This window comes from Paenibacillus intestini (assembly GCF_030803945.1).
In the GTDB taxonomy this organism is placed as follows: domain Bacteria; phylum Bacillota; class Bacilli; order Paenibacillales; family Paenibacillaceae; genus Paenibacillus; species Paenibacillus polysaccharolyticus.
Genome location: NZ_JAURUN010000001.1, coordinates 478,206 through 496,704 on the forward strand (window position 1 = coordinate 478,206; position 18,499 = coordinate 496,704).

General features: G+C 46.7%; 18 protein-coding genes. 12 read left to right on the top strand and 6 right to left on the bottom strand.

Translation table 11 applies throughout. The features are described 5' to 3' along the window. The first annotated feature begins 40 nt into the window (after positions 1-40). Both J2T16_RS02125 and J2T16_RS02130 read left to right on the top strand, forming a co-directional pair. Entirely contained in the window at positions 41-532 is a 492-nt protein-coding gene (locus tag J2T16_RS02125; RefSeq protein ID WP_154891883.1) for a hypothetical protein, read from the top strand. Between the two features lie 41 nt (positions 533-573). Then, positions 574-1,281 (top strand): M50 family metallopeptidase, encoded by a 708-nt coding sequence (locus J2T16_RS02130; RefSeq protein ID WP_499017688.1) that lies wholly within the window; start codon positions 574-576, stop codon positions 1,279-1,281. Between the two features lie 150 nt (positions 1,282-1,431). Here the strand turns inward: J2T16_RS02130 and J2T16_RS02135 are convergent, their stop codons facing one another. From J2T16_RS02135 to J2T16_RS02155, 5 genes are all read right to left on the bottom strand, one after another. Next, positions 1,432-1,803 carry a DUF4363 family protein gene (locus tag J2T16_RS02135; RefSeq protein ID WP_221789511.1) on the bottom strand — a complete coding sequence of 124 codons (372 nt, stop codon included), beginning with the start codon at positions 1,801-1,803 and terminating at the stop codon, positions 1,432-1,434. Positions 1,804-1,872: 69 nt separating this feature from the next. Then, complete coding sequence (locus tag J2T16_RS02140; RefSeq protein WP_499017689.1) at positions 1,873-2,598, bottom strand: DUF421 domain-containing protein; 726 nt, start codon at positions 2,596-2,598, stop codon at positions 1,873-1,875. Positions 2,599-2,772: 174 nt separating this feature from the next. Continuing rightward, positions 2,773-3,648 carry an SDR family oxidoreductase gene (locus J2T16_RS02145; RefSeq protein WP_499017690.1) on the bottom strand — a complete coding sequence of 292 codons (876 nt, stop codon included), beginning with the start codon at positions 3,646-3,648 and terminating at the stop codon, positions 2,773-2,775. Continuing rightward, positions 3,645-4,712: a mannonate dehydratase gene (gene uxuA, locus J2T16_RS02150; protein WP_221789514.1), complete on the bottom strand. Its 1,068-nt coding sequence runs from the start codon at positions 4,710-4,712 to the stop codon at positions 3,645-3,647. The genes J2T16_RS02145 and uxuA overlap by 4 nt, the downstream gene beginning before the upstream one ends. Positions 4,713-4,781: 69 nt before the next feature. Next, positions 4,782-5,468, bottom strand: coding sequence for a GntR family transcriptional regulator (locus J2T16_RS02155; RefSeq protein WP_423246144.1), 687 nt, complete (start codon positions 5,466-5,468; stop codon positions 4,782-4,784). Between the two features lie 271 nt (positions 5,469-5,739). Here J2T16_RS02155 and J2T16_RS02160 point away from each other — a divergent pair, with 271 nt between their 5' ends. Then, on the top strand, positions 5,740-6,042 hold the full coding sequence (locus J2T16_RS02160) for an ArsR/SmtB family transcription factor (protein WP_090916431.1): 303 nt from the start codon (positions 5,740-5,742) through the stop codon (positions 6,040-6,042). 141 nt (positions 6,043-6,183) lie between these two features. Further along, the gene (locus tag J2T16_RS02165; protein ID WP_221789516.1) at positions 6,184-7,584 is read left to right on the top strand and encodes an aldehyde dehydrogenase; all 1,401 of its coding nucleotides are present in this window, start codon (positions 6,184-6,186) and stop codon (positions 7,582-7,584) included. Positions 7,585-7,629: 45 nt separating this feature from the next. Here the strand turns inward: J2T16_RS02165 and J2T16_RS02170 are convergent, their stop codons facing one another. After that, the gene (locus J2T16_RS02170) at positions 7,630-8,541 is read right to left on the bottom strand and encodes a helix-turn-helix domain-containing protein (RefSeq protein WP_336120091.1); all 912 of its coding nucleotides are present in this window, start codon (positions 8,539-8,541) and stop codon (positions 7,630-7,632) included. A 222-nt stretch (positions 8,542-8,763) separates the two neighbouring features. On the opposite strand from J2T16_RS02170, the gene J2T16_RS02175 reads away from it, so the two are divergent. The 8 genes from J2T16_RS02175 to poxB all read left to right on the top strand — a co-directional run bounded on the left by J2T16_RS02175 (position 8,764) and on the right by poxB (position 18,488). Continuing rightward, positions 8,764-10,944 carry a glycoside hydrolase family 52 protein gene (locus J2T16_RS02175; protein ID WP_336120090.1) on the top strand — a complete coding sequence of 727 codons (2,181 nt, stop codon included), beginning with the start codon at positions 8,764-8,766 and terminating at the stop codon, positions 10,942-10,944. After that, the gene (locus J2T16_RS02180; protein WP_336120089.1) at positions 10,941-13,094 is read left to right on the top strand and encodes an alpha-glucuronidase family glycosyl hydrolase; all 2,154 of its coding nucleotides are present in this window, start codon (positions 10,941-10,943) and stop codon (positions 13,092-13,094) included. The genes J2T16_RS02175 and J2T16_RS02180 overlap by 4 nt, the downstream gene beginning before the upstream one ends. A gap of 85 nt (positions 13,095-13,179) precedes the next feature. After that, positions 13,180-14,253, top strand: a complete 1,074-nt coding sequence (locus J2T16_RS02185; protein ID WP_261769638.1) for an NAD(P)-dependent alcohol dehydrogenase — start codon at positions 13,180-13,182, stop codon at positions 14,251-14,253. Positions 14,254-14,457: 204 nt separating this feature from the next. Next, positions 14,458-14,724 carry an HPr family phosphocarrier protein gene (locus J2T16_RS02190; RefSeq protein WP_244159217.1) on the top strand — a complete coding sequence of 89 codons (267 nt, stop codon included), beginning with the start codon at positions 14,458-14,460 and terminating at the stop codon, positions 14,722-14,724. 144 nt (positions 14,725-14,868) lie between these two features. Continuing rightward, the gene (locus tag J2T16_RS02195) at positions 14,869-15,120 is read left to right on the top strand and encodes a type B 50S ribosomal protein L31 (protein WP_090916418.1); all 252 of its coding nucleotides are present in this window, start codon (positions 14,869-14,871) and stop codon (positions 15,118-15,120) included. Between the two features lie 185 nt (positions 15,121-15,305). Next, a complete protein-coding gene (locus tag J2T16_RS02200; protein ID WP_154959271.1) occupies positions 15,306-15,611 on the top strand; it encodes a Dabb family protein in 306 nt (101 codons plus the stop codon). A 156-nt stretch (positions 15,612-15,767) separates the two neighbouring features. After that, on the top strand, positions 15,768-16,529 hold the full coding sequence (locus J2T16_RS02205) for an SDR family NAD(P)-dependent oxidoreductase (RefSeq protein ID WP_221789527.1): 762 nt from the start codon (positions 15,768-15,770) through the stop codon (positions 16,527-16,529). A gap of 231 nt (positions 16,530-16,760) precedes the next feature. Then, positions 16,761-18,488 (top strand): ubiquinone-dependent pyruvate dehydrogenase, encoded by a 1,728-nt coding sequence (gene poxB / locus J2T16_RS02210; RefSeq protein ID WP_499017691.1) that lies wholly within the window; start codon positions 16,761-16,763, stop codon positions 18,486-18,488. Positions 18,489-18,499 lie beyond the last annotated feature (11 nt).

The window sequence follows — 18,499 nt, forward strand, 5'->3', positions numbered from 1 at the left end:
TCGTTTGAGACGTTTGGATATGCAGACCAGGAGGAACATGATGAACGTACATGAAGAATTTGAGGAACAGGAAGTACTGCTCAGTGAACAGCCTGTACATCTGTGGAGAAGACGGAAACAGGAACTGTTGCACTGGACCGAACGGGACAAACGAACCGTGTCTCCCAAACGGACGGTGATATGGAACGGGGTAGAGGTCGACGCAGAGCTGGTTCGCTCCCTGAGCCTGCTCCATGAAGCAGGGGTGCAGACCGAGTTTTCATGTGCCGGGGTTAGTCCGCTGGATGAACCTGTCGATCATTCACTATATGCGTATGTAACGCTTATCCAGAGCAAAGCCGCCGAACAGTTCGTGAACGATGCCATTTTGCGGATGCGAAATCGACTTTTGGTGACTTTTGAGAAAGGGCGTGGTCGATATGATCTATCTTCTTTTTTCATTGGGCACAATCGCAGCTTTTGCTGGTGGATGGAGCAATGCGCGCTTGACTTCAAAAGACGAAACGAAGCAGGGAAGCCTGACGTACTATAATGGATAGGCTCGCTAGTTGAAGGCAAGGAGGTTTGAACAGATTGAACAAGTGGCTCAAAACGATCCTTTTTCTAATGGCCTCTGTATTTCTGACCCGATTCATCCCGTTCTCATCCTTGTTCCGTAATCTCGATACGATGATTCATGAATTCGCTCATGCGCTGATGACACTGGTTTTGTCCGGTAAAGTGTTACGCATTGAATTATACGCCGATCATAGCGGTGTCACGTATTCATCTATGTTGACATCGGGGAGAGCGATATTTGTTTCGCTGGCAGGATACATTGGTGCATCGCTTTTTGCATGGCTTCTGTTTTACTTGTACCGCAAAGGGCGGCACATGTGGGGCTTGGGAGTTATGACGGCTGTGGCACTTGTGTCGCTGGTGTTATATGTCAGAGGTGAATTCGGAATGTTGTGGTTGACCGGGTTTATCGCGTTGAATGTAGTTATTATGATTTTTGGTGTGAAAATCGCGAAGTACTACTATCTGCTACTGGCCTTTATTACGCTCGAAGAGTCCGTCGTTAGTGCGATGTATATCGGTTGGGCATCCTGGACCCGTCCATCTCAGGCCGGAGATGCAGCCAATCTGGCGCAACAGACGTTCATGCCAGCTCTGTTCTGGGGTACGCTGTTTGCATTGTTTGCGCTATGGTGTGCAAAGGGAGCTCTTGCACTTTTCTTCCGAAAAGAAGGAACCTCAAGTCCCTCGAAGTCGAAATCCCGTGGATTAAACAGAGCATAGAACGTAATGTAGATAGGGCGAAAGTCCGAAGGATGAACAAAGAACACTTCCTTTTTCTGAAAAGGAGGTGTTTTTATATTGTTTTTTTGTTTTGTATCACTCAGCATAATTTGCGAGTTAGTAGCAGCTCCCTTTGGATAGTGCGAAGTGTTAGTCCCCGAGGTTATCCCATAAGGCATAAAAATAATAAATTTCCTCCATAATCGCTTGATCATCCTGCGCCGCAATACCGCCCTGGATTCGTGCAAGTGCGCCCAGAATATCATAAATACTCTCACGCTCCACGCTGAATTGAATGCGGTTGACGATCCGATGCCAAGCTTGCAGGGAATACTCGATCTGATCTTTGGCTTGAGTCCACTGCTTGTCCAGAACCTGCTTCTCCAGCTTCTGGATGGATTCCAGTAAGCGATCTTGCGTGCCAAAAGGTTTTTTGAGCCAAGGGCCGCTAATCATGATCGCGATGAACAGCAAAAGCATGATAATGGGGATCGTATAGAGAAGCCATTTATGCTTTTTCATTTCCGAACCTCCCGGGACAAGTTTGGTCAGATTGTTTTTATGAGTTCAAATATATTAGATTCATTCAGATCAGTTACGTTTTTTTTTCTCATCCGTGCTGGTCATGTCTGATAACCGATCCTTATACAAATCGATATATAACTTGTCATTCGGTAAAATGGCAGCAAATGCAATGTCCTGAATCGTCAGGTTTTGTTTTTTCAATTGTTCGGTTAACCAGCTGCTGTCCTTATTGCGCTCGGCCAGTTTTTCTTTCATTAATACACCGTCGATAATAAGCTCGGTCATGAGTTTCTGGGATGGTGGGTGCATGTGCATATCCTTTGCGGTTACGGGCTGATTCTCTGGTTTCAAAGCAATGGATAAGGTGCCATCTGGCTCTAAAATGCCATAATCGACCGTGGTCAGGTCAAATACATCCTTTTGCCGTAGCATCATGGTGAGTTCGTCGAACTTCACGCGCATTTGATTCAGATTTTGTTCCAGAATTTTGCCATTCTGAATGACCAGGGTGGGATCGGAGTCCATAATTTGGGAGAAGGCTCGGCTTTTCAGCGTAATGTATTGAAAAATGATGGTGATCAAGGTGAAGATGGTTAACGCTACAAAATGAATCCACGCTTTGGACGACAAATCCGTGGCAAACGTACCGGCAATGGAGCCAATCGTAATGCCGTTAATATAATCAAAATAGGTCAGGTTGCCCATTTGTTGTTTTCCCAGTACCCTCGTATAGACAATTAAGGTGAGAAAAGCGATAATCGCTCGCACAGCAACGACCGTAGTTTCCTCCATCATATATGCATCACCACCCTTTACACCCTCAATCCTTGCCCACAACGATGCAATTTATTCCTTATCACTTGAGGATCAAATCAACGCAAAAAAAACCGAAGCCCGTGAGCATATCACGAGGTTCGGTTGGAGTGTGAATCTGTTTCAGACAATCGATGTATCCAAAAATGAGGGCTACACCCCGGAATAAGCCATGAATCCGCCGTCTACAGGGACAACAATACCCGTTACAAAGCCGGACTGATGCTCATCTGCCAGCCACATTAACGTACCGAGCAGATCCTCCGGTTTACCAAAACGGCGCATTGGGGTATGCGCAATAATTTTGCTGGAACGCTCCGTAGGTGAGCCGTCTGGCTGCAAGAGCAAGTTGCGGTTCTGCTCGGTCAGGAAGAAGCCTGGAGCAATCGCATTGACCCGAATCCCTGACTCTGCCAGATGCACAGCGAGCCATTGTGTTAAATTGTTAATAGCCGCCTTGGCAGCACTATACGCAGGTACTTTGGTCATAGGAGATGGGGCACTCATGGACGATATATTAATGACCGTAGCCGGTACATCGCGCTCAATCATGTGTTTGGCAAAAATTTGAGTAGGGATGAGGGAGCCGACAAAGTTCAGATCCATGACCTGCCGAAACCCCTCTACACTTACATCAAAAAAGGTGGTCACATCAGGATTACCCAAATCCTCCGGTTTAAAAATTTCATTTGTTGTGTTGGCACTGGCGTTATTGCCGCCAGCACCATTAATCAATATGTCACATGGGCCGAGTTGCTCGCGAACAATATCTGCCGCCGCCTGAACACTTTCGGCTTGGGTGACATCACATGCAACGGCAATGGCACGGCCACCTGCTTTTTCAATTGCGGATGCAACGTCTTGACCTTTGGATACCGTCCGGTTCAGGATGGCCACCTTGGCGCCGTGTCTTGCGAGTTCTTCAGCCATGGAGCGGCATAATACGCCTGCCCCTCCGGTAATCACGGCTGTTTTACCTTGAAGGCGAGAAGTACGCTCCAGATTCAGGTTCGAATGGTGTTCGCTCATACGTTTGCCCTCCTTTGTAGTGAATCCCAGACACCCCAGAGATACATAATTCCGAGTGCACGATCATATAGTCCATAGCCTGGTCTACATTCTTCTCCCCACAGATGTCGACCGTGGTCCGGTCTGGCGTATCCTTCAAAACCAATATCGTGATAGGCTTCTACAACACCCGCGATATCTACACTTCCGTCCTGACTGCGGTGAGAGGTTTCGATAAAGTCACCATTTTCATAGACCTTCACATTCCGGATGTGAGCAAACGGAATCCGATCACTGAACTCATGAATCATACCGATGATATCATTGTCTGGATTGGCACCGAGAGATCCGCTACACAGCGTTACACTATTCGACGGACTATCATATAGATTCAGGTATCTGCGAACATTGTCCTGATTGATTATAATTTTAGGCAGACCAAAGATCGGCCATGGCGGGTCATCGGGATGAATCGCCATTCGAATGCCAAGCCGCTCGGCGGTAGGAATGATCTCTTGCAGGAAGTAACGTGCGTTCTCCCACATATCGTCCTCGGTCACATCTTTATAGGCTTCAAACAAACCTGTGAGATACTGTAGTCGTTCCGGTTCCCAACCCGGCATCGTGAGGGTGGAGTTTTCATTAATTTTGCGAACCAGTTCCAGTGGTTCAATGTTTTCAATTTTGCTAGCTTCATAGAAGAGGGCTGTTGATCCGTCCTCCATTTCTTTGTGCAGATCCGTACGCAACCAATCGAAGATCGGCATAAAATTATAACAGATCACTTTGACACCCACTTGGGCAAGTTTCTCCATGGTTTTAATGTAGTTGCTAATATATTTATCCCTTGAAGGCAGTCCAAGCTTGATATCTTCATGAATATTAACACTTTCTACGACATCCAGATGTAGTCCGGCTTGGTCCGCAGCTGTCTTGACAGCAAGTATTTTGTCCATCGGCCATTCTTCGCCTGCAGGAACATCATGTAGTGCCCATACAATGCCTTCGACGCCCGGAATTTGCCGGATCTGATCCAGCGATACCGTATCATTGCCTTCGCCAAACCAGCGAAAAACCATCTTCATCTCATTCACCTCATCCTCATTAGTGGAAGAAACAACATGTATTACGATGTGCAAGCAGAAATTCTTTACTTATTGGAAATAGGAAGGATATGTACTCCGCAGAACAGCCAGATCCGTGACTGTCAGATACAGATGTTCCTGCATCAGACGTTCTGCTTTCTCTGCATCATGCTGCTGAATCGCCTGAACCATGGATCGGTGCTGCTCGATTAAGTGATCCCAATGATGATCGGAAGACAGACGGAGCATCCGGCTGCGATTCAAATGCACATTCATCTGCTGAATCACCGTCCAGGTGTTGCTTTTGTTACAGCCAGCAAAAAGACTGCTATGGAACTCCTCATCCAGTTGAAACATGTGTTCATCATCCGGTTCGCTCAGGCATTGCTGCTGCTCTGCAAGATTTTGTTCAAGGGCCAACATCTGCTCTTCTGGAAATTGTGCACAAGCTAGACGGATGACAGCTCGCTCCAGCTGCTCGCGCATAAATCGGGCTTCTTCGACGAGATCCAGTTGAATCAGAGAGACATACGTTCCACGCTGGGGATACACTTCCAGCAGACCTTCCTGAGCGAGTCGGACAAAACTTTCGCGCACAGGAGTCCGGCTAACCTGAAAGTCCAGGGCGATTTCTTTCTCCGAAATGGCCGTACCTGGAGGTAACTGCAGACTCAAAATCTGTTGTTTCAGCGTGTCATAGACCAAATCTCGCGTCGAGTAAGATTGCTTGTTCAACGCCGAGAGGTGGCCTGACAAGGGCGATAAACCGGCTTTGGATGATAATCTGGGGGTATGTTCCACAACTTCAACTCCTTCATTGCCATACTACCATACAAGTATGGTAGAGTGGAAGCGTTTTATTTATAACGGATTGGTTTCTTTGAGCTATTTTGCTTGAGATTTTTGAGATAAGGAGGTACAATTCATCACATAGGTTTAAATATTTAAACAAATAGAAATAAAAGCTATGAAGTTCGTAGAAGGATAGCGATCATATAGAACGCAGAATGATAATCGAGGTGTAAATATGGGTCAGAAGGCCATAACCATTTTCCAAACATGTATCCCGCTGTTTCAAGTTCTGAGTGACAACCATCGCCAATCGATTTTGCTCATGCTGAGTGAAAAAGGCCATATGACAGTGAATGAGATTACGGAACATTCCAGCCTGTCCCGTCCAGCGATATCCCACCATTTGAAGTTGCTGCTGGAGAAAGGGCTCATTTCCGTGGAACAGAAGGGAACGCAGCGTTATTATTCAGCTTCGCTGCACGCTTCCGTCGATCTGCTTAAACAGCTTGTAGCTGCGCTTGAAGAGGAATGCCTATAAATAAGTAGCTGATTCAGCGCTCGATTAATCTACAGTCGGATTGCACAACAACAAGAAAAGGCTTAACATGCTACGGCATGTAACGTATAGGTTCGTCAGTTTAAACCTTTCATCAATAATCAACGAAGGAGAGTGAGCATTATGACTACGTTTCAAGAATTAACACACGAAGATGTACACGTCATTCTGGAGAAACAACGTACATTTTTCCGTTCCGGTGCCACGAGACCAGCGGAAGTTCGAATAGAGCGTTTAAGACGTTTAAAACAGGCCATTCAGAAACATGAATCCGGATTGACCGAGGCACTCTATCAAGACTTGGGGAAAAGTGAATTTGAGTCGTATACGACAGAGATTGGATTTATGCTCGACAGCATTACACACACGATGCGTAAAATCAAAAAGTGGGTGAAGCCTGTTAAGGTTAGGACACAAGTGGCTCTCCTTGGCTCCAAAAGTTTTATCCTTCCTGAACCGTATGGTGCGGTGCTCATTATTGGGCCGTTCAATTATCCTTTTCAGCTCCTTATCGAACCTCTGGTTGGTGCGATTGCCGCGGGCAACACGGCGGTGCTCAAAGCTTCTGAGAACACGCCGGCTGTATCAGCTGTTATTAAGGAATTGATCGCTGAAGTATTTGAGCCGGAATATGTGCAAGTGGTCGAAGGAGCCAAAGACACAACAACAGCGCTTATCCATGCGTCGTTCGACTATATCTTTTTTACAGGCAGTGTACCCGTTGGTAAAATCGTGATGGAGGCCGCAGCGAAAAACCTTGTTCCCGTCACGCTCGAACTAGGCGGGAAAAGCCCTGTTATCGTGGATGAGAAGGCAGACATTCAAGTAGCAGCCGAGCGGATTATTTGGGGCAAATTGCTCAACACGGGACAGACCTGTATCGCCCCGGATTACCTGCTCGTACATGAGCGTGTAAAACAGCCTTTAATTGATGCGATGAAAGCTGCGATTGTAAACTTCTTTGGAACGGACATTCAGCGCAACAAGGACTATGGGCGCATCGTGAACAAGTCACACTTTAAACGTTTGACTGCTCTTATTGAACGAGATCGGGATCAAGTTATCTATGGAGGGACTTCCGATGAAGAGGATCGCTTTATTGAACCGACCTTAATTGACGCGGAATCGTGGAATGCAGCTACGATGGAAGACGAGATTTTTGGGCCGATTTTGCCAATTATCAGTTATAGTCATTTAGATGAAGCTATTAGTAATATTGTTAAACGCCCAAAGCCGTTAGCCTTGTACCTGTTCACATCCGATTCAGCTGTTCAGGATAAAGTGTTAAACGAGGTTTCTTTTGGCGGAGGATGCATTAACGATACGATTACACATGTGGCCAATCCACGGCTACCGTTTGGAGGAGTAGGTCATTCTGGTATTGGCTCCTACCATGGAGGGTACAGCTTCGAGACCTTTTCACATATGAAAAGTGTTTTGAAAAAGAGTACCAAGCTTAATCCGCATATGCTGTACCCGCCTTACAATAACAAATTGAATCTGATCAAACGTTTGCTGAAATAACGATATGTAACGTAAACATCAAATAAAACAGCCTGCTGCTGGACATTACTCCAGAGCAGGCTGTTCCTGTCTATATTGTGAAGGGGACTTCCCCGACCACCGTTTGAATTGACGGCTAAAATGGGCGATATCCTTATATCCAAGCATCACTGCGATATTTTGTACAGAGAGCTGTGGATTACCTAGTAAAACTTTGGCCTCGTGCAGCACCATTTGGGATAGAACGGTACGGGGGGACTGCCCGAATATTTGTTTGAACACACGATTGCAATGCGAAGTACTGATGCCGAGTTCTGCGGCGATATCATCGATCCCATAGTGGCTGTCGGATTCATCGCCTTGTTTGAATTGCTGGCTCATTAGTCCTTGAAGCCGAGTACGAATCTGATGCGCCAGTTCAATCTTTTCGTACCCACCCGCAAACGTCTGGACTGCTTCCTGAGACACCGTCTCCCAGAGGTGACCAAACAGCTCAAATACCGCGGATTGCAGTTGCATGCGCTGTACCATAGCACTGGGGGATTGATCGTGGGCAGAGGACATGAGCTTATGTAGCACAGGTTCAATCTGCTGGGTAACCGGGCTGTCTGCTCCGAATAATACTTGCTTGATTCGTGCCAGAAGAGAGAGAAACAGCTGATCATCAATATCAAAATGCATACAGAAGTAGGTGAAGCCTTGTCCGCTTCGGCTCTGGCTGGAATGAATGCTTCCCGGAGGAATCAGCAGGAGCTCGCCAGCGTTTTGTACATATAAATTACCGTTTATGGTCATATACTGCACACCCTCTGTTACATAATTGAGCTCATATTGAGGATGCTCGTGCGCCGGATAGTCCCAATCGGGTCCGACACTGCGCAGATGAATGGCGAACAAGTTAACGGTGGTTTGCACATCTGGGTAAAACACTTCATGCACACTTTCTCCCAGATCGGGAGGTAAATACGTGGAAGACATTTGAATTCCTCCTTATGTTGGGTCATGTTACGCTATGTTATGTACATATTTAAAACGAATTTATTAAAATTTTAAAAGTGTAACCGCTTTATATTTTATCATATTTCAGCTTGATTTGGGTAAATATCCGATTGATTTGTTCATGGTCTGGACGGACACTGCGTGATAGGATGGGGCTAATGAAAACGCATGCATATCTTATTCCGAGAGAGGTTATGAAGAATGAGTACATCCAATTCTATTTTTTACAATGCTCATCACGCACCAATCGGTGCATTTGCCAGTTTCACGCTAGGTTACAAAGGGGCTAAAGGTGGGCTGGGGCTTGAACTTGGGAAGCCGGCTGACCAAAACGTATATATAGGATTACAAGTTTGTGATGGAGAGCATTATCAGGCATTGCCTTTTTATGAAGCGAGTGAAGATGAGAGCAGTCGTTATGATGTGGAGAAGCTGGACAGTGGAAGTCAGTCTGACGGTGCGGGGGCAAAGCCGTTGATCTCTGCGTTTCGGGATGAAGACATTACTCGGGAGTTCACTTCGGGGACAGATACATGGAATGCAGGAGATCTTGAATTCCGTATTTATTCGCCTGTACGTCCCGTTCCGCATCCGAAGAGTGCAGATCGTGAAGCGCTGATGGATGCACTCGTACCCGCAGTGTTGGTCGAGATGACCATTGACAACAGCCAAGGCGAGAAAACCCGTAAAGGGTACTTCGGTTATCAAGGTAGTGATCCGTATTCTGCGATGCGTTTAATTGGTGGACCAGAGGGAGGACCATTGACAGGGGTTGGACAAGGGCGTCTGACAGCTATTGTGTCGAAAAATGAAGGTCTGTGGCCTGCACGCGGATTTACGCTGGAGAAAATTTTAGAGGAAAAACATCGTGACAATCTGGCATTTGGCTTAGGATCTACATCGGTATTACTGATGGAAGTTCCGGCAGGCCAGAAACGCACGTTCCAATTCGCGGTATGTTTCTATCGGGGAGGAATTGTAACTACCGGTATGGACACCACGTATTGGTACACACGTTACTTTGCTGACATTCTGCAAGCGGGTGAGTATGCGCTCGATCGTTTTGATGCATTGACTGCATCCTGTGCCGAAGTAGATCGGCGACTTGGAACGGCAGCGCTTAGCGAAGATCAGTCCTATATGCTTGCCCATTCCATCCACAGCTACTATGCGAGCACTCAACTTCTCGATGCAGATGGCGAGCCGCTCTGGATTGTGAATGAAGGCGAATATCGGATGATGAATACGCTGGATCTGACCGCAGATCAGCTGTACTTCGAGCTTGCTCTTAATCCATGGACTGTTCGTAATGAGCTGGAGTGGTTTGTGAAGCGTTATAGTTATACGGATCAGGTTCGCTTCCCTGGAGAAGAGACACTTCATCCGGGCGGCATTACGTTTACACATGATATTGGTATCGCCAATGTATTTTCCCGTCCGGGTCATTCGGCTTATGAACTCGTCGGCATTGATGACTGTTTCTCTCAGATGAGCCATGAAGAGCTTGTCAACTGGCTTTGCTGCGCAACGGTATATATTGAGCAGACGCAAGATCGGGAGTTTGTGACTGAGATGTTGCCGGTTATTCAGGAATGCTTCCAAAGTATGCTTAACCGTGACCATCCAGAAGAAGATCAACGTAATGGCTTAATGGGACTGGATAGCAGCCGTACACAAGGCGGGGCAGAGATTACCACGTACGACAGTTTGGACGTATCCCTTGGACAATCGCGGAACAATATCTATCTTGCGGGTAAATGCTGGGCTGTCTACGTTGCACTCGAAAAATTGTTTGCAGGCGAGAAGCTCTCAGAGCTGTCTCATCAGGCAGGAAAACAAGCAGATCGCTGTGCGGCAAGCGTCGCTGCTCAATTGACTGACGGAGGTTACATCCCGGCGGTTATTGCGGAAAATAACGATTCGCGTATCATTCCGGCGATTGAAGGTCTGGTATTCCCGTATTTTACAGGTTGTGAAGCGGCACTCGATGTTAACGGTCGGTTCGGACCCTATATCAAGGCACTGCATACACATCTAAAAACGGTGCTAGTTCCAGGAATATGCCTGTTTGAAGATGGTGGCTGGAAGCTGTCTTCGACAAGCAACAACTCCTGGTTGAGCAAAATCTATTTGTCCCAATTTATCACACGTGAGATTCTGGGTGTGGAGTGGGATGAGACTGGGAAAGCAGCGGATGCAACTCATGTGGAATGGTTGCTTCATCCGAAGGAATCCTACTGGTGCTGGAGTGACCAGATCTTATCCGGTGTTGCTGTCGGCAGCAAATATTATCCACGTGGCGTAACTTCTATACTGTGGTTGCTTGAAGGCAAAAATAATCGTCTTGCACAGATCTATGCAAGCAAGGAGGCTGTACAATGAGTCAAACTACCGTACAATCTGGACTGTCCGGCCCGCAATATGAAGCATGGCTAGGTTATCATGTTGCACTACCAGAAGCGAAAGGGGCTACGGGAACGAGAACGGCAGCTCCTCTCTGGAGCCGGCATATTGATGTACAGGAACAGCATCTGGTCATCGATACCGCTCTTACCGAGCTCAAGCAAGGGCTCGGTAAGTTATACGGTGAACAGCCTGTCATTCGCCATTCTCAGACCCAAAGCACGGATTCAGACGAACAACGTAAACCTTCAATCCGAGTGGGCACCTGGGCAGGGAACAATCAGGTGACAAGTGCGTTTACGGAGGCGGAACGTGCTGCTGTACAGGGTGAGGGTTTTATCATTCGTGAAGATGAGTCTCGCCAGGAACTGATTATTGGTTCAGAGACGCCGCAAGGTGTTTTATATGCTGTTTTTCATTTGCTTCGTGAACTGACATTAAAGCAAGGTAAGTCAGAAGAGGCCGGTTCGGCTCTTGACGGAGAGAAGCCTTTATTTATTACAGAGAAACCCGTGAATCAACTGCGCATGATTAATCAGTGGGATAATGTGGACGGCAGTATTGAGCGGGGATATGCCGGGCGTTCTATTTTTTACGAAAACGGTGAGTTCACGCAGGATTTAGGGCGGATTCGAGACTATGCCCGATTACTGGCTTCAACCGGAATCAATGCGATATCGATTAATAACGTGAATGTGCATAAACAAGAGAGTCTGTTTCTGACAGAGCGATACCTTGGTGATGTTGCGAAGGTAGCGGCTGAATTCAGAGCGTATGGTATTGGCTTGTTTCTTTGTGCCAATTACGCCAGTCCAATCGAAGTTGGTGGCTTGCAGACAGCTGATCCACTGGATGATCAGGTACGTGAGTGGTGGAACGTTCAAACGGCGAAGGTGTACGCTGTGATTCCGGATTTTGGCGGATATGTGATCAAGGCCGATTCTGAAAATCGTCCGGGGCCGTTCACATACAATCGTGACCATGCAGACGGTGCAAACATGCTTGCAGAAGCCCTTCGTCCCTTTGGCGGACTTGTCATCTGGCGGTGCTTCGTATACGACTGCAAGCAGGACTGGCGGGATCGTACTACAGATCGGGCTCGCGCGGCTTATGACCACTTTAAACCGCTAGACGGACGGTTTGCAGACAATGTCATTTTGCAGATTAAAAATGGACCTATGGATTTTCAGGTTAGAGAAGCAGTATCCCCTTTATTTGGGGCGATGGAGAATACGAATCAAGTGATCGAGTTCCAGATTACGCAAGAATACACAGGACAACAGCGTCATCTGGCTTATCTTGTGCCACAGTGGAAGGAAATTCTGGATTTTGACACGTATGCCAAGGGCAAAGGCTCAGAGATCAAGCGCATTGCAGACGGTTCCCTCTATCAGCGCCAGTACAGTGGATTTGCGGCTGTATCCAACATCGGTGCGGATGCAAGTTGGACAGGCCATCCGCTGGCTCAAGCGAATTTGTACGGATATGGCAGACTGGGGTGGAATCCTGAGCTCTCGGCAGAAGCCATCGCAGATGAATGGGTGAGATTAACGTTTGGACATGATGAGCAAGTCGTAGAGCGGGTTACGGGTATGTTGCTGTCTTCACTTGACATCTATGAAAATTATACTGCACCTCTCGGTGTAGGCTGGATGGTAAACCCGGATCATCATTACGGACCTAATGTGGATGGTTACGAGTATTCCAAATGGGGAACGTATCACTTTGCGGACTGTCATGGAATTGGGGTTGATCGGACGGTGAAGAGTGGTACAGGTTATACTTCCCAATATCATGCGGAAAATGCAGCAAGATATGAATCACTGGAGACTTGTCCCGATGAGTTAATTCTCTTTTTCCATCACGTCCCGTACACGCATGTGTTACATTCCGGTAAAACGGTTATCCAGCACATCTACGATACTCATTTCGAAGGTGCTGCGCAGGCTGAAGCTTTACTCGAAACATGGAGAGAGCTGGAAGGTAAAGTGGATCCAGTCATCTTTAACAAGGTAGCTACGCTGCAGGAGGAACAGGCAGATCACGCGAAGGAATGGCGCGATATGATTAACACGTATTTTTATCGCAAGAGCGGTATTCAGGATGAGCAAGCTCGAAAAATCTACTAATAATCATGCATGAAATAAACATGTACGAAAGTACGCAATGTTTTCTTTGAAACGAGAGACAGCACTGACATGCATAAGGAGGAGAATGCGTATGAGTGAACACGAACTGCCCGTAACGATGAAGGCTGCCGTCATGACAAAGCCTGGACATATTATCATTGAGGATCAACCTGTTCCCAGACCTTCATCCAATGAAGTGCTTATTAAGGTAATGGCCGTAGGCGTTTGTGGATCTGATGTACACTATTTTGAGCATGGTCGCATTGGCAGATTTGTTGTGGAGAAACCGATTATTCTTGGCCATGAATGTGCGGGGATTATCGTTGCGGTTGGTGCAGACGTTGCCCGAGTGAAGGTGGGGGAGCGAGTTGCCATTGAACCTGGAGTGACTTGCGGACGCTGTACAGCTTGTAAGGAAGGACGTTACAATCTGTGTCCTGAAGTTCAATTCCTGGCAACCCCTCCGGTCGATGGAGCATTCGTGCAGTACATGGTCATACGAGAGGATATGGTATTTCCAATCCCGGATCACCTGACCTTTGAGGAAGCAGCCATGAATGAACCGTTTTCCGTTGGTATTCATGCCGCTCGCAGGAGTAAACTGGCTCCAGGAACGACACTGGCTATTATGGGCATGGGCCCCGTCGGACTGATGGCTGTTGCGGCAGCGAAATCCTTCGGAGTAGAGGCCATCATTGTCACGGATCTAGAGGAAGTCCGGCTTGAGGCCGCACGCCGGATGGGAGCAACGCACACCATCAATGTGCGTCATGAGGATGCGCTTGCTGTGATTCGGGAAATTACCGAGGGCATCGGAGTGGATACAGCCTGGGAGACGGCAGGTAATCCCAAAGCACTGCAGTCGGCGCTATATTCTCTTCGCAGAGGTGGTAAGCTGGCCATTGTTGGATTGCCCGCCCAGGATGAGATTGCAATCAATGTCCCGTTTATTGCCGACAATGAAGTCGATATCTATGGCATATTCCGTTATGCCAATACGTATCCTGCGGGGGTAGCCTTTTTAAGTTCGGGACAGCATGATGTGATGTCTTTGATCACCGATCGATACCCCCTTGAAGAGACACAACAGGCAATGGAGAGGGCGCTGCATAACAAAAGCGGTAGTCTTAAAGTGATGGTTTACCCGAACGGTATGTAATAAGAAAAGAGTGTGGGTTCTGTACACATATGTGTACAGGACCTTTTTTTAATTGTAACGGGAGTAGTCGTAATTTTTTTGTTTTTTCCGCATGAAAGGCATGGACAACCTGCCAGCACATGGTATAATTCATGTTGATTTTAATATATAAATGAAAACACATGATTACAGTTACTCATATTTTGGCGAAAGGAATTGAAAGTTGTGAGAACACATGAATTTATGATTCACGCGGATTTTCATCGGGATGAGTTACTGTCGGTATCCTCTCAAGCGTCACGTTTTGCTTCGGACATATCATTGTCTTATACGGAGGCTGATCATGAACATCGTGTAGATGTAAAGAGCCTGCTAGGCATGGCATTACTTCCGCTTCGAAACGGCAGTATGGTTCGATTACAGACGAGAGGAAGGGACGAACTCGAGGCGCTCGAGTACATATTGCATGTACTGGAAAAAGGCCCGGCGTAATGATGGATTTAGATACCCACTCGCATGGATTATAATTTTTTTGTCTTTTCGTCAATTCTTGCTGGTACTTCGTGCAAAAAAAGAGTATAATAAAATTTAGTTTGATTCTAGGAAGTACCCATATTAAAGGAGTGTAAATAGATTATGCCAAAAGTTGACATCCATCCTAAAACACAGCTCGTTATTTTCTACGATGCAAGTGCTGACTTCAAATTCCTGGCTTCTTCCACGAAGTTCTCGAATGAAACAATGGAATGGGAAGACGGTAACACTTACCCTGTTATCCGTGTAGATACTAGCTCTGCATCCCACCCGTTCTTCACTGGTAAACAAAGAAACGTGGATATCGGTGGACGTGTTGACAAGTTCAACCGCAAATACAACCTCAAAAACTAGTTCACTTATAGATGAGGAGCAACCCCTGGAATGTTATTCCGGGGGTTTTTGTTTTTGGTTGTGTTTTCTTAGTTTCTTGCATGAAAGCGCAATATTTGGTTCAATTCAACCAAATATTGCGCTTTCAGCGCATTCAGTTGTAAACTAGAGTACAGAGTCTGAACATAGTGGAGGAGGAAACAGAGATGAGCAGAATTACACATATGGTGACATTTACACTTTATGCAGGTAAAGATACAGCGGAGTCCGAAGTTTTTTTGAACGAAAGTAAGGAAGCGCTTGCGGAAATTCCAGGTGTTGAACATTTCCAGGTCCTACGCCAAGTGAGTGCAAAAAATGAGTTTGATTACGGGTTTTCTATGGAGTTTGCAGATCAGGCTGCTTATGACGCTTATAATGACCATCCCGTACACCGTCAGTATGTTGCTGAGCGCTGGGAGAAGGAAGTCAGCCGTTTTCAGGAAATTGATTTTATGAAACACAATGAGTGAATAGAGATCTAAAAGTAACGTTGAAAATGGACTGAGGATCAAGAAAAACCTCCAAAGGAAAGTCTTGATATCCGAAAATGCAGGCGTCACGAGTATTCCAAAATTCACTTTTCGAAATCGTTTTAGAGTAGAACGGATAAGGAGGTGACCCAGGTCATGAAATTGGATTTAACGGGCAAAACGGCATTAGTTACGGGGGCTACGGGGCAATTGGGAAGAGTGATTGCTCGTACACTCGCAACTTGTGGCGCGAATCTGGCACTGCACTACATAAACAACGAAATGAAGGCCAAAGAACTGAAGGACGAGATCGAAGCACTGGGTTGTCAGGCCGTTATCGTACAAGGTGACATGACTAAACAGGCTACCGCATTTTGGATACGAGATGCCATCCAAAATACGCTGGGTAATGTGGATATCGTCGTTGCGAATGCAGTCATTCAATACGAATGGACTTCCGTTCTGGAGCAAGCACCAGAGGATTACTTGAGCCAGTTCGAATCATGTGTCATGCAGAGTGTATATCTTGCCAAAGCTTTCATTCCCCAAATGCAGGAAATGAGGTCCGGTCGCTTCATTGGGATTAATACTGAATGCGCGATGCAAAATTTTGCCCATCAATCAGCCTACACCGCTGGAAAACGCGGAATGGACGGTGTATATCGTGTGTTAGCGAAGGAAGTTGGCGAATATCAGATTACAGTTAACCAAGTAGCTCCGGGGTGGACAATTAGTGAACGCGATCGAACAAACGAACCAGGACATGATGAGGCTTATACTCGATCTGTACCATTGAGACGCAGAGGAGAAGACCAGGAGATTGCAAACGTCGTTGCTTTCCTGGCATCTGATTTGTCTTCTTTTATCACTGGAGCGTATATCCCTGTAAGCGGTGGAAATGTTATGCCAGCTATTTGATTAATTATGCTCTCAGGAGTAGATATCGTGTGAAAAACTTAAAAAATCCGTTTGCCTTCAAGGTAAACGGATTTTTTGAGTTTTCTCCAGATGCTAACGCAGATTGTGCTTATATACTTGTAGTGACATATGCTATTGATTCGTTTTTCAAAATATTGGGGTATAAGAATAGGTATATTCAAGGGATGGAAACCTAATCAAGATAACGTTATAAAGGAGTGACTACGCATTATGAAAAAAACGATAGCAGACGTCCTTGTCGAAGCCTTATTAAATGCGGGAATTCACCGGATATACGGCATTGTTGGAGACTCGTTGAATGCGGTCCTCGACTCCATCCGCAAGTCGGGCAAAATTGAATGGATTCATGTAAGACATGAAGAAGTAGCGGCTTTTGCAGCGGGTGCAGATGCCCAAGTAAGTGGGAGCATTGCCGTATGTGCAGGTAGTAGCGGGCCTGGGAATATGCATCTTATTAACGGACTCTATGATTGCCATCGAAACCGTGTGCCGGTTCTGGCCATTGCTGCTCACATTCCAAGTGACGAGATTGGCAGTGAATATTTTCAGGCGACTCATCCAGAGTATTTGTTTCAGGAATGCAGCCATTATTGTGAAGTGATCACGACAGCCAAGCAGATGCCTCGTTCGCTCACAATGGCGATGCAGACAGCAGTAGCTCGTTCCGGTGTGTCAGTCATTGTGCTTCCGGGCGATGTTGCTGGACTTGAAGCGGCTGATTTGCCTGTTCCTGAGCATGTATACCATGCGCCACATCCGGTTGTACATCCTTCTGAACCCGAACTCGCCAAGCTGGCGGAGTACTTGAATCAGGACAAAAAAATTACACTTCTATGCGGGGCAGGATGTGCGGGGGCTCGTGAACCACTGCTAGAGCTTTGTGATCGATTGAAATCCCCTATGGTTATTGCACTTCGAGGGAAAGAGTACTTAGAATACGACAATCCTTATTCAGTAGGGCTGACAGGCTTAATCGGATATTCTTCGGGATACCATGCCATGATGGACTGTGACGTGCTCCTTATGCTCGGGACTGACTTCCCTTATCGTCAGTTCTATCCGGAAGATGCAACTGTACTGCAAGTGGATATTCAAACCTCGCATTTAGGGCGGCGAACTAAACTGGATTACGGAGTGTGCGGTGATATTAAGGCGACGATTGAAGCGTTGCTTCCATACCTCACGGTTGAACATAGTGACAAACATCTGCGTAAAAGCGTGAAGCATTATACGAAAGTAAGGGAGGATTTGGACGAGCTTGCGGTGGGAAAACCAGGCAAAAAGCCTATTCATCCGCAATACTTGACCAAAGTGATCAGTGATGCCGCTGCGGAAAATGCAATCTTCACTTGTGATGTAGGTACACCCACGGTGTGGGCAGCACGTTATATTCAGATGAGCCGTAACCGCAGATTGCTTGGTTCATTCAATCACGGAACGATGGCCAATGCACTGCCTCAGGCCATTGGTGCTCAGGTTGCTGATCCTGGAAGGCAGGTCATCTCGTTGTCCGGAGATGGGGGATTAGCAATGCTTATGGGAGATCTGCTCACGCTGAAGCAACATAACCTTCCAGTCAAAGTGGTTGTGTTTAACAATGGCGCACTCAGCTTTGTAGAGCTGGAGATGAAAGCAGCTGGTTTCCTCGAATCGGGGACAGAGCTTGTGAATCCAAACTTCGCCATGGTGGCACAAGCAATGGGCATTGAAGGCATACGCGTAGAAGATCCTGCCGAGCTTGAGGGAGCCATCGAGCGTGCGTTGCAACACAATGGTCCGGTATTGATCGACGCTGTTGTGAATCGCCAGGAGCTGTCCCTGCCACCGAAAATTAATATAAAACAAGCGGAAGGATTCACGTTATGGATGATGAAAGCCGTTCTGAATGGCCGTGGCGATGAATTAATTGAGCTGGCGAAAACGAACTTGCTTCGGTAAGTAAAATAATA

Coding starts and splice junctions, on each gene's coding strand:
- J2T16_RS02125 (WP_154891883.1), top strand. CDS start 41: ATGAACGTACATGAAGAATTTGAGGAACAGGAAGTACTGCTCAGTGAA.
- J2T16_RS02135 (WP_221789511.1), bottom strand. CDS start 1,803: ATGAAAAAGCATAAATGGCTTCTCTATACGATCCCCATTATCATGCTT.
- J2T16_RS02140 (WP_499017689.1), bottom strand. CDS start 2,598: ATGGAGGAAACTACGGTCGTTGCTGTGCGAGCGATTATCGCTTTTCTC.
- J2T16_RS02145 (WP_499017690.1), bottom strand. CDS start 3,648: ATGAGCGAACACCATTCGAACCTGAATCTGGAGCGTACTTCTCGCCTT.
- uxuA (WP_221789514.1), bottom strand. CDS start 4,712: ATGAAGATGGTTTTTCGCTGGTTTGGCGAAGGCAATGATACGGTATCG.
- J2T16_RS02160 (WP_090916431.1), top strand. CDS start 5,740: ATGGGTCAGAAGGCCATAACCATTTTCCAAACATGTATCCCGCTGTTT.
- J2T16_RS02165 (WP_221789516.1), top strand. CDS start 6,184: ATGACTACGTTTCAAGAATTAACACACGAAGATGTACACGTCATTCTG.
- J2T16_RS02170 (WP_336120091.1), bottom strand. CDS start 8,541: ATGTCTTCCACGTATTTACCTCCCGATCTGGGAGAAAGTGTGCATGAA.
- J2T16_RS02175 (WP_336120090.1), top strand. CDS start 8,764: ATGAGTACATCCAATTCTATTTTTTACAATGCTCATCACGCACCAATC.
- J2T16_RS02180 (WP_336120089.1), top strand. CDS start 10,941: ATGAGTCAAACTACCGTACAATCTGGACTGTCCGGCCCGCAATATGAA.
- J2T16_RS02185 (WP_261769638.1), top strand. CDS start 13,180: ATGCGTATGAGTGAACACGAACTGCCCGTAACGATGAAGGCTGCCGTC.
- J2T16_RS02195 (WP_090916418.1), top strand. CDS start 14,869: ATGCCAAAAGTTGACATCCATCCTAAAACACAGCTCGTTATTTTCTAC.
- J2T16_RS02200 (WP_154959271.1), top strand. CDS start 15,306: ATGAGCAGAATTACACATATGGTGACATTTACACTTTATGCAGGTAAA.
- J2T16_RS02205 (WP_221789527.1), top strand. CDS start 15,768: ATGAAATTGGATTTAACGGGCAAAACGGCATTAGTTACGGGGGCTACG.
- poxB (WP_499017691.1), top strand. CDS start 16,761: ATGAAAAAAACGATAGCAGACGTCCTTGTCGAAGCCTTATTAAATGCG.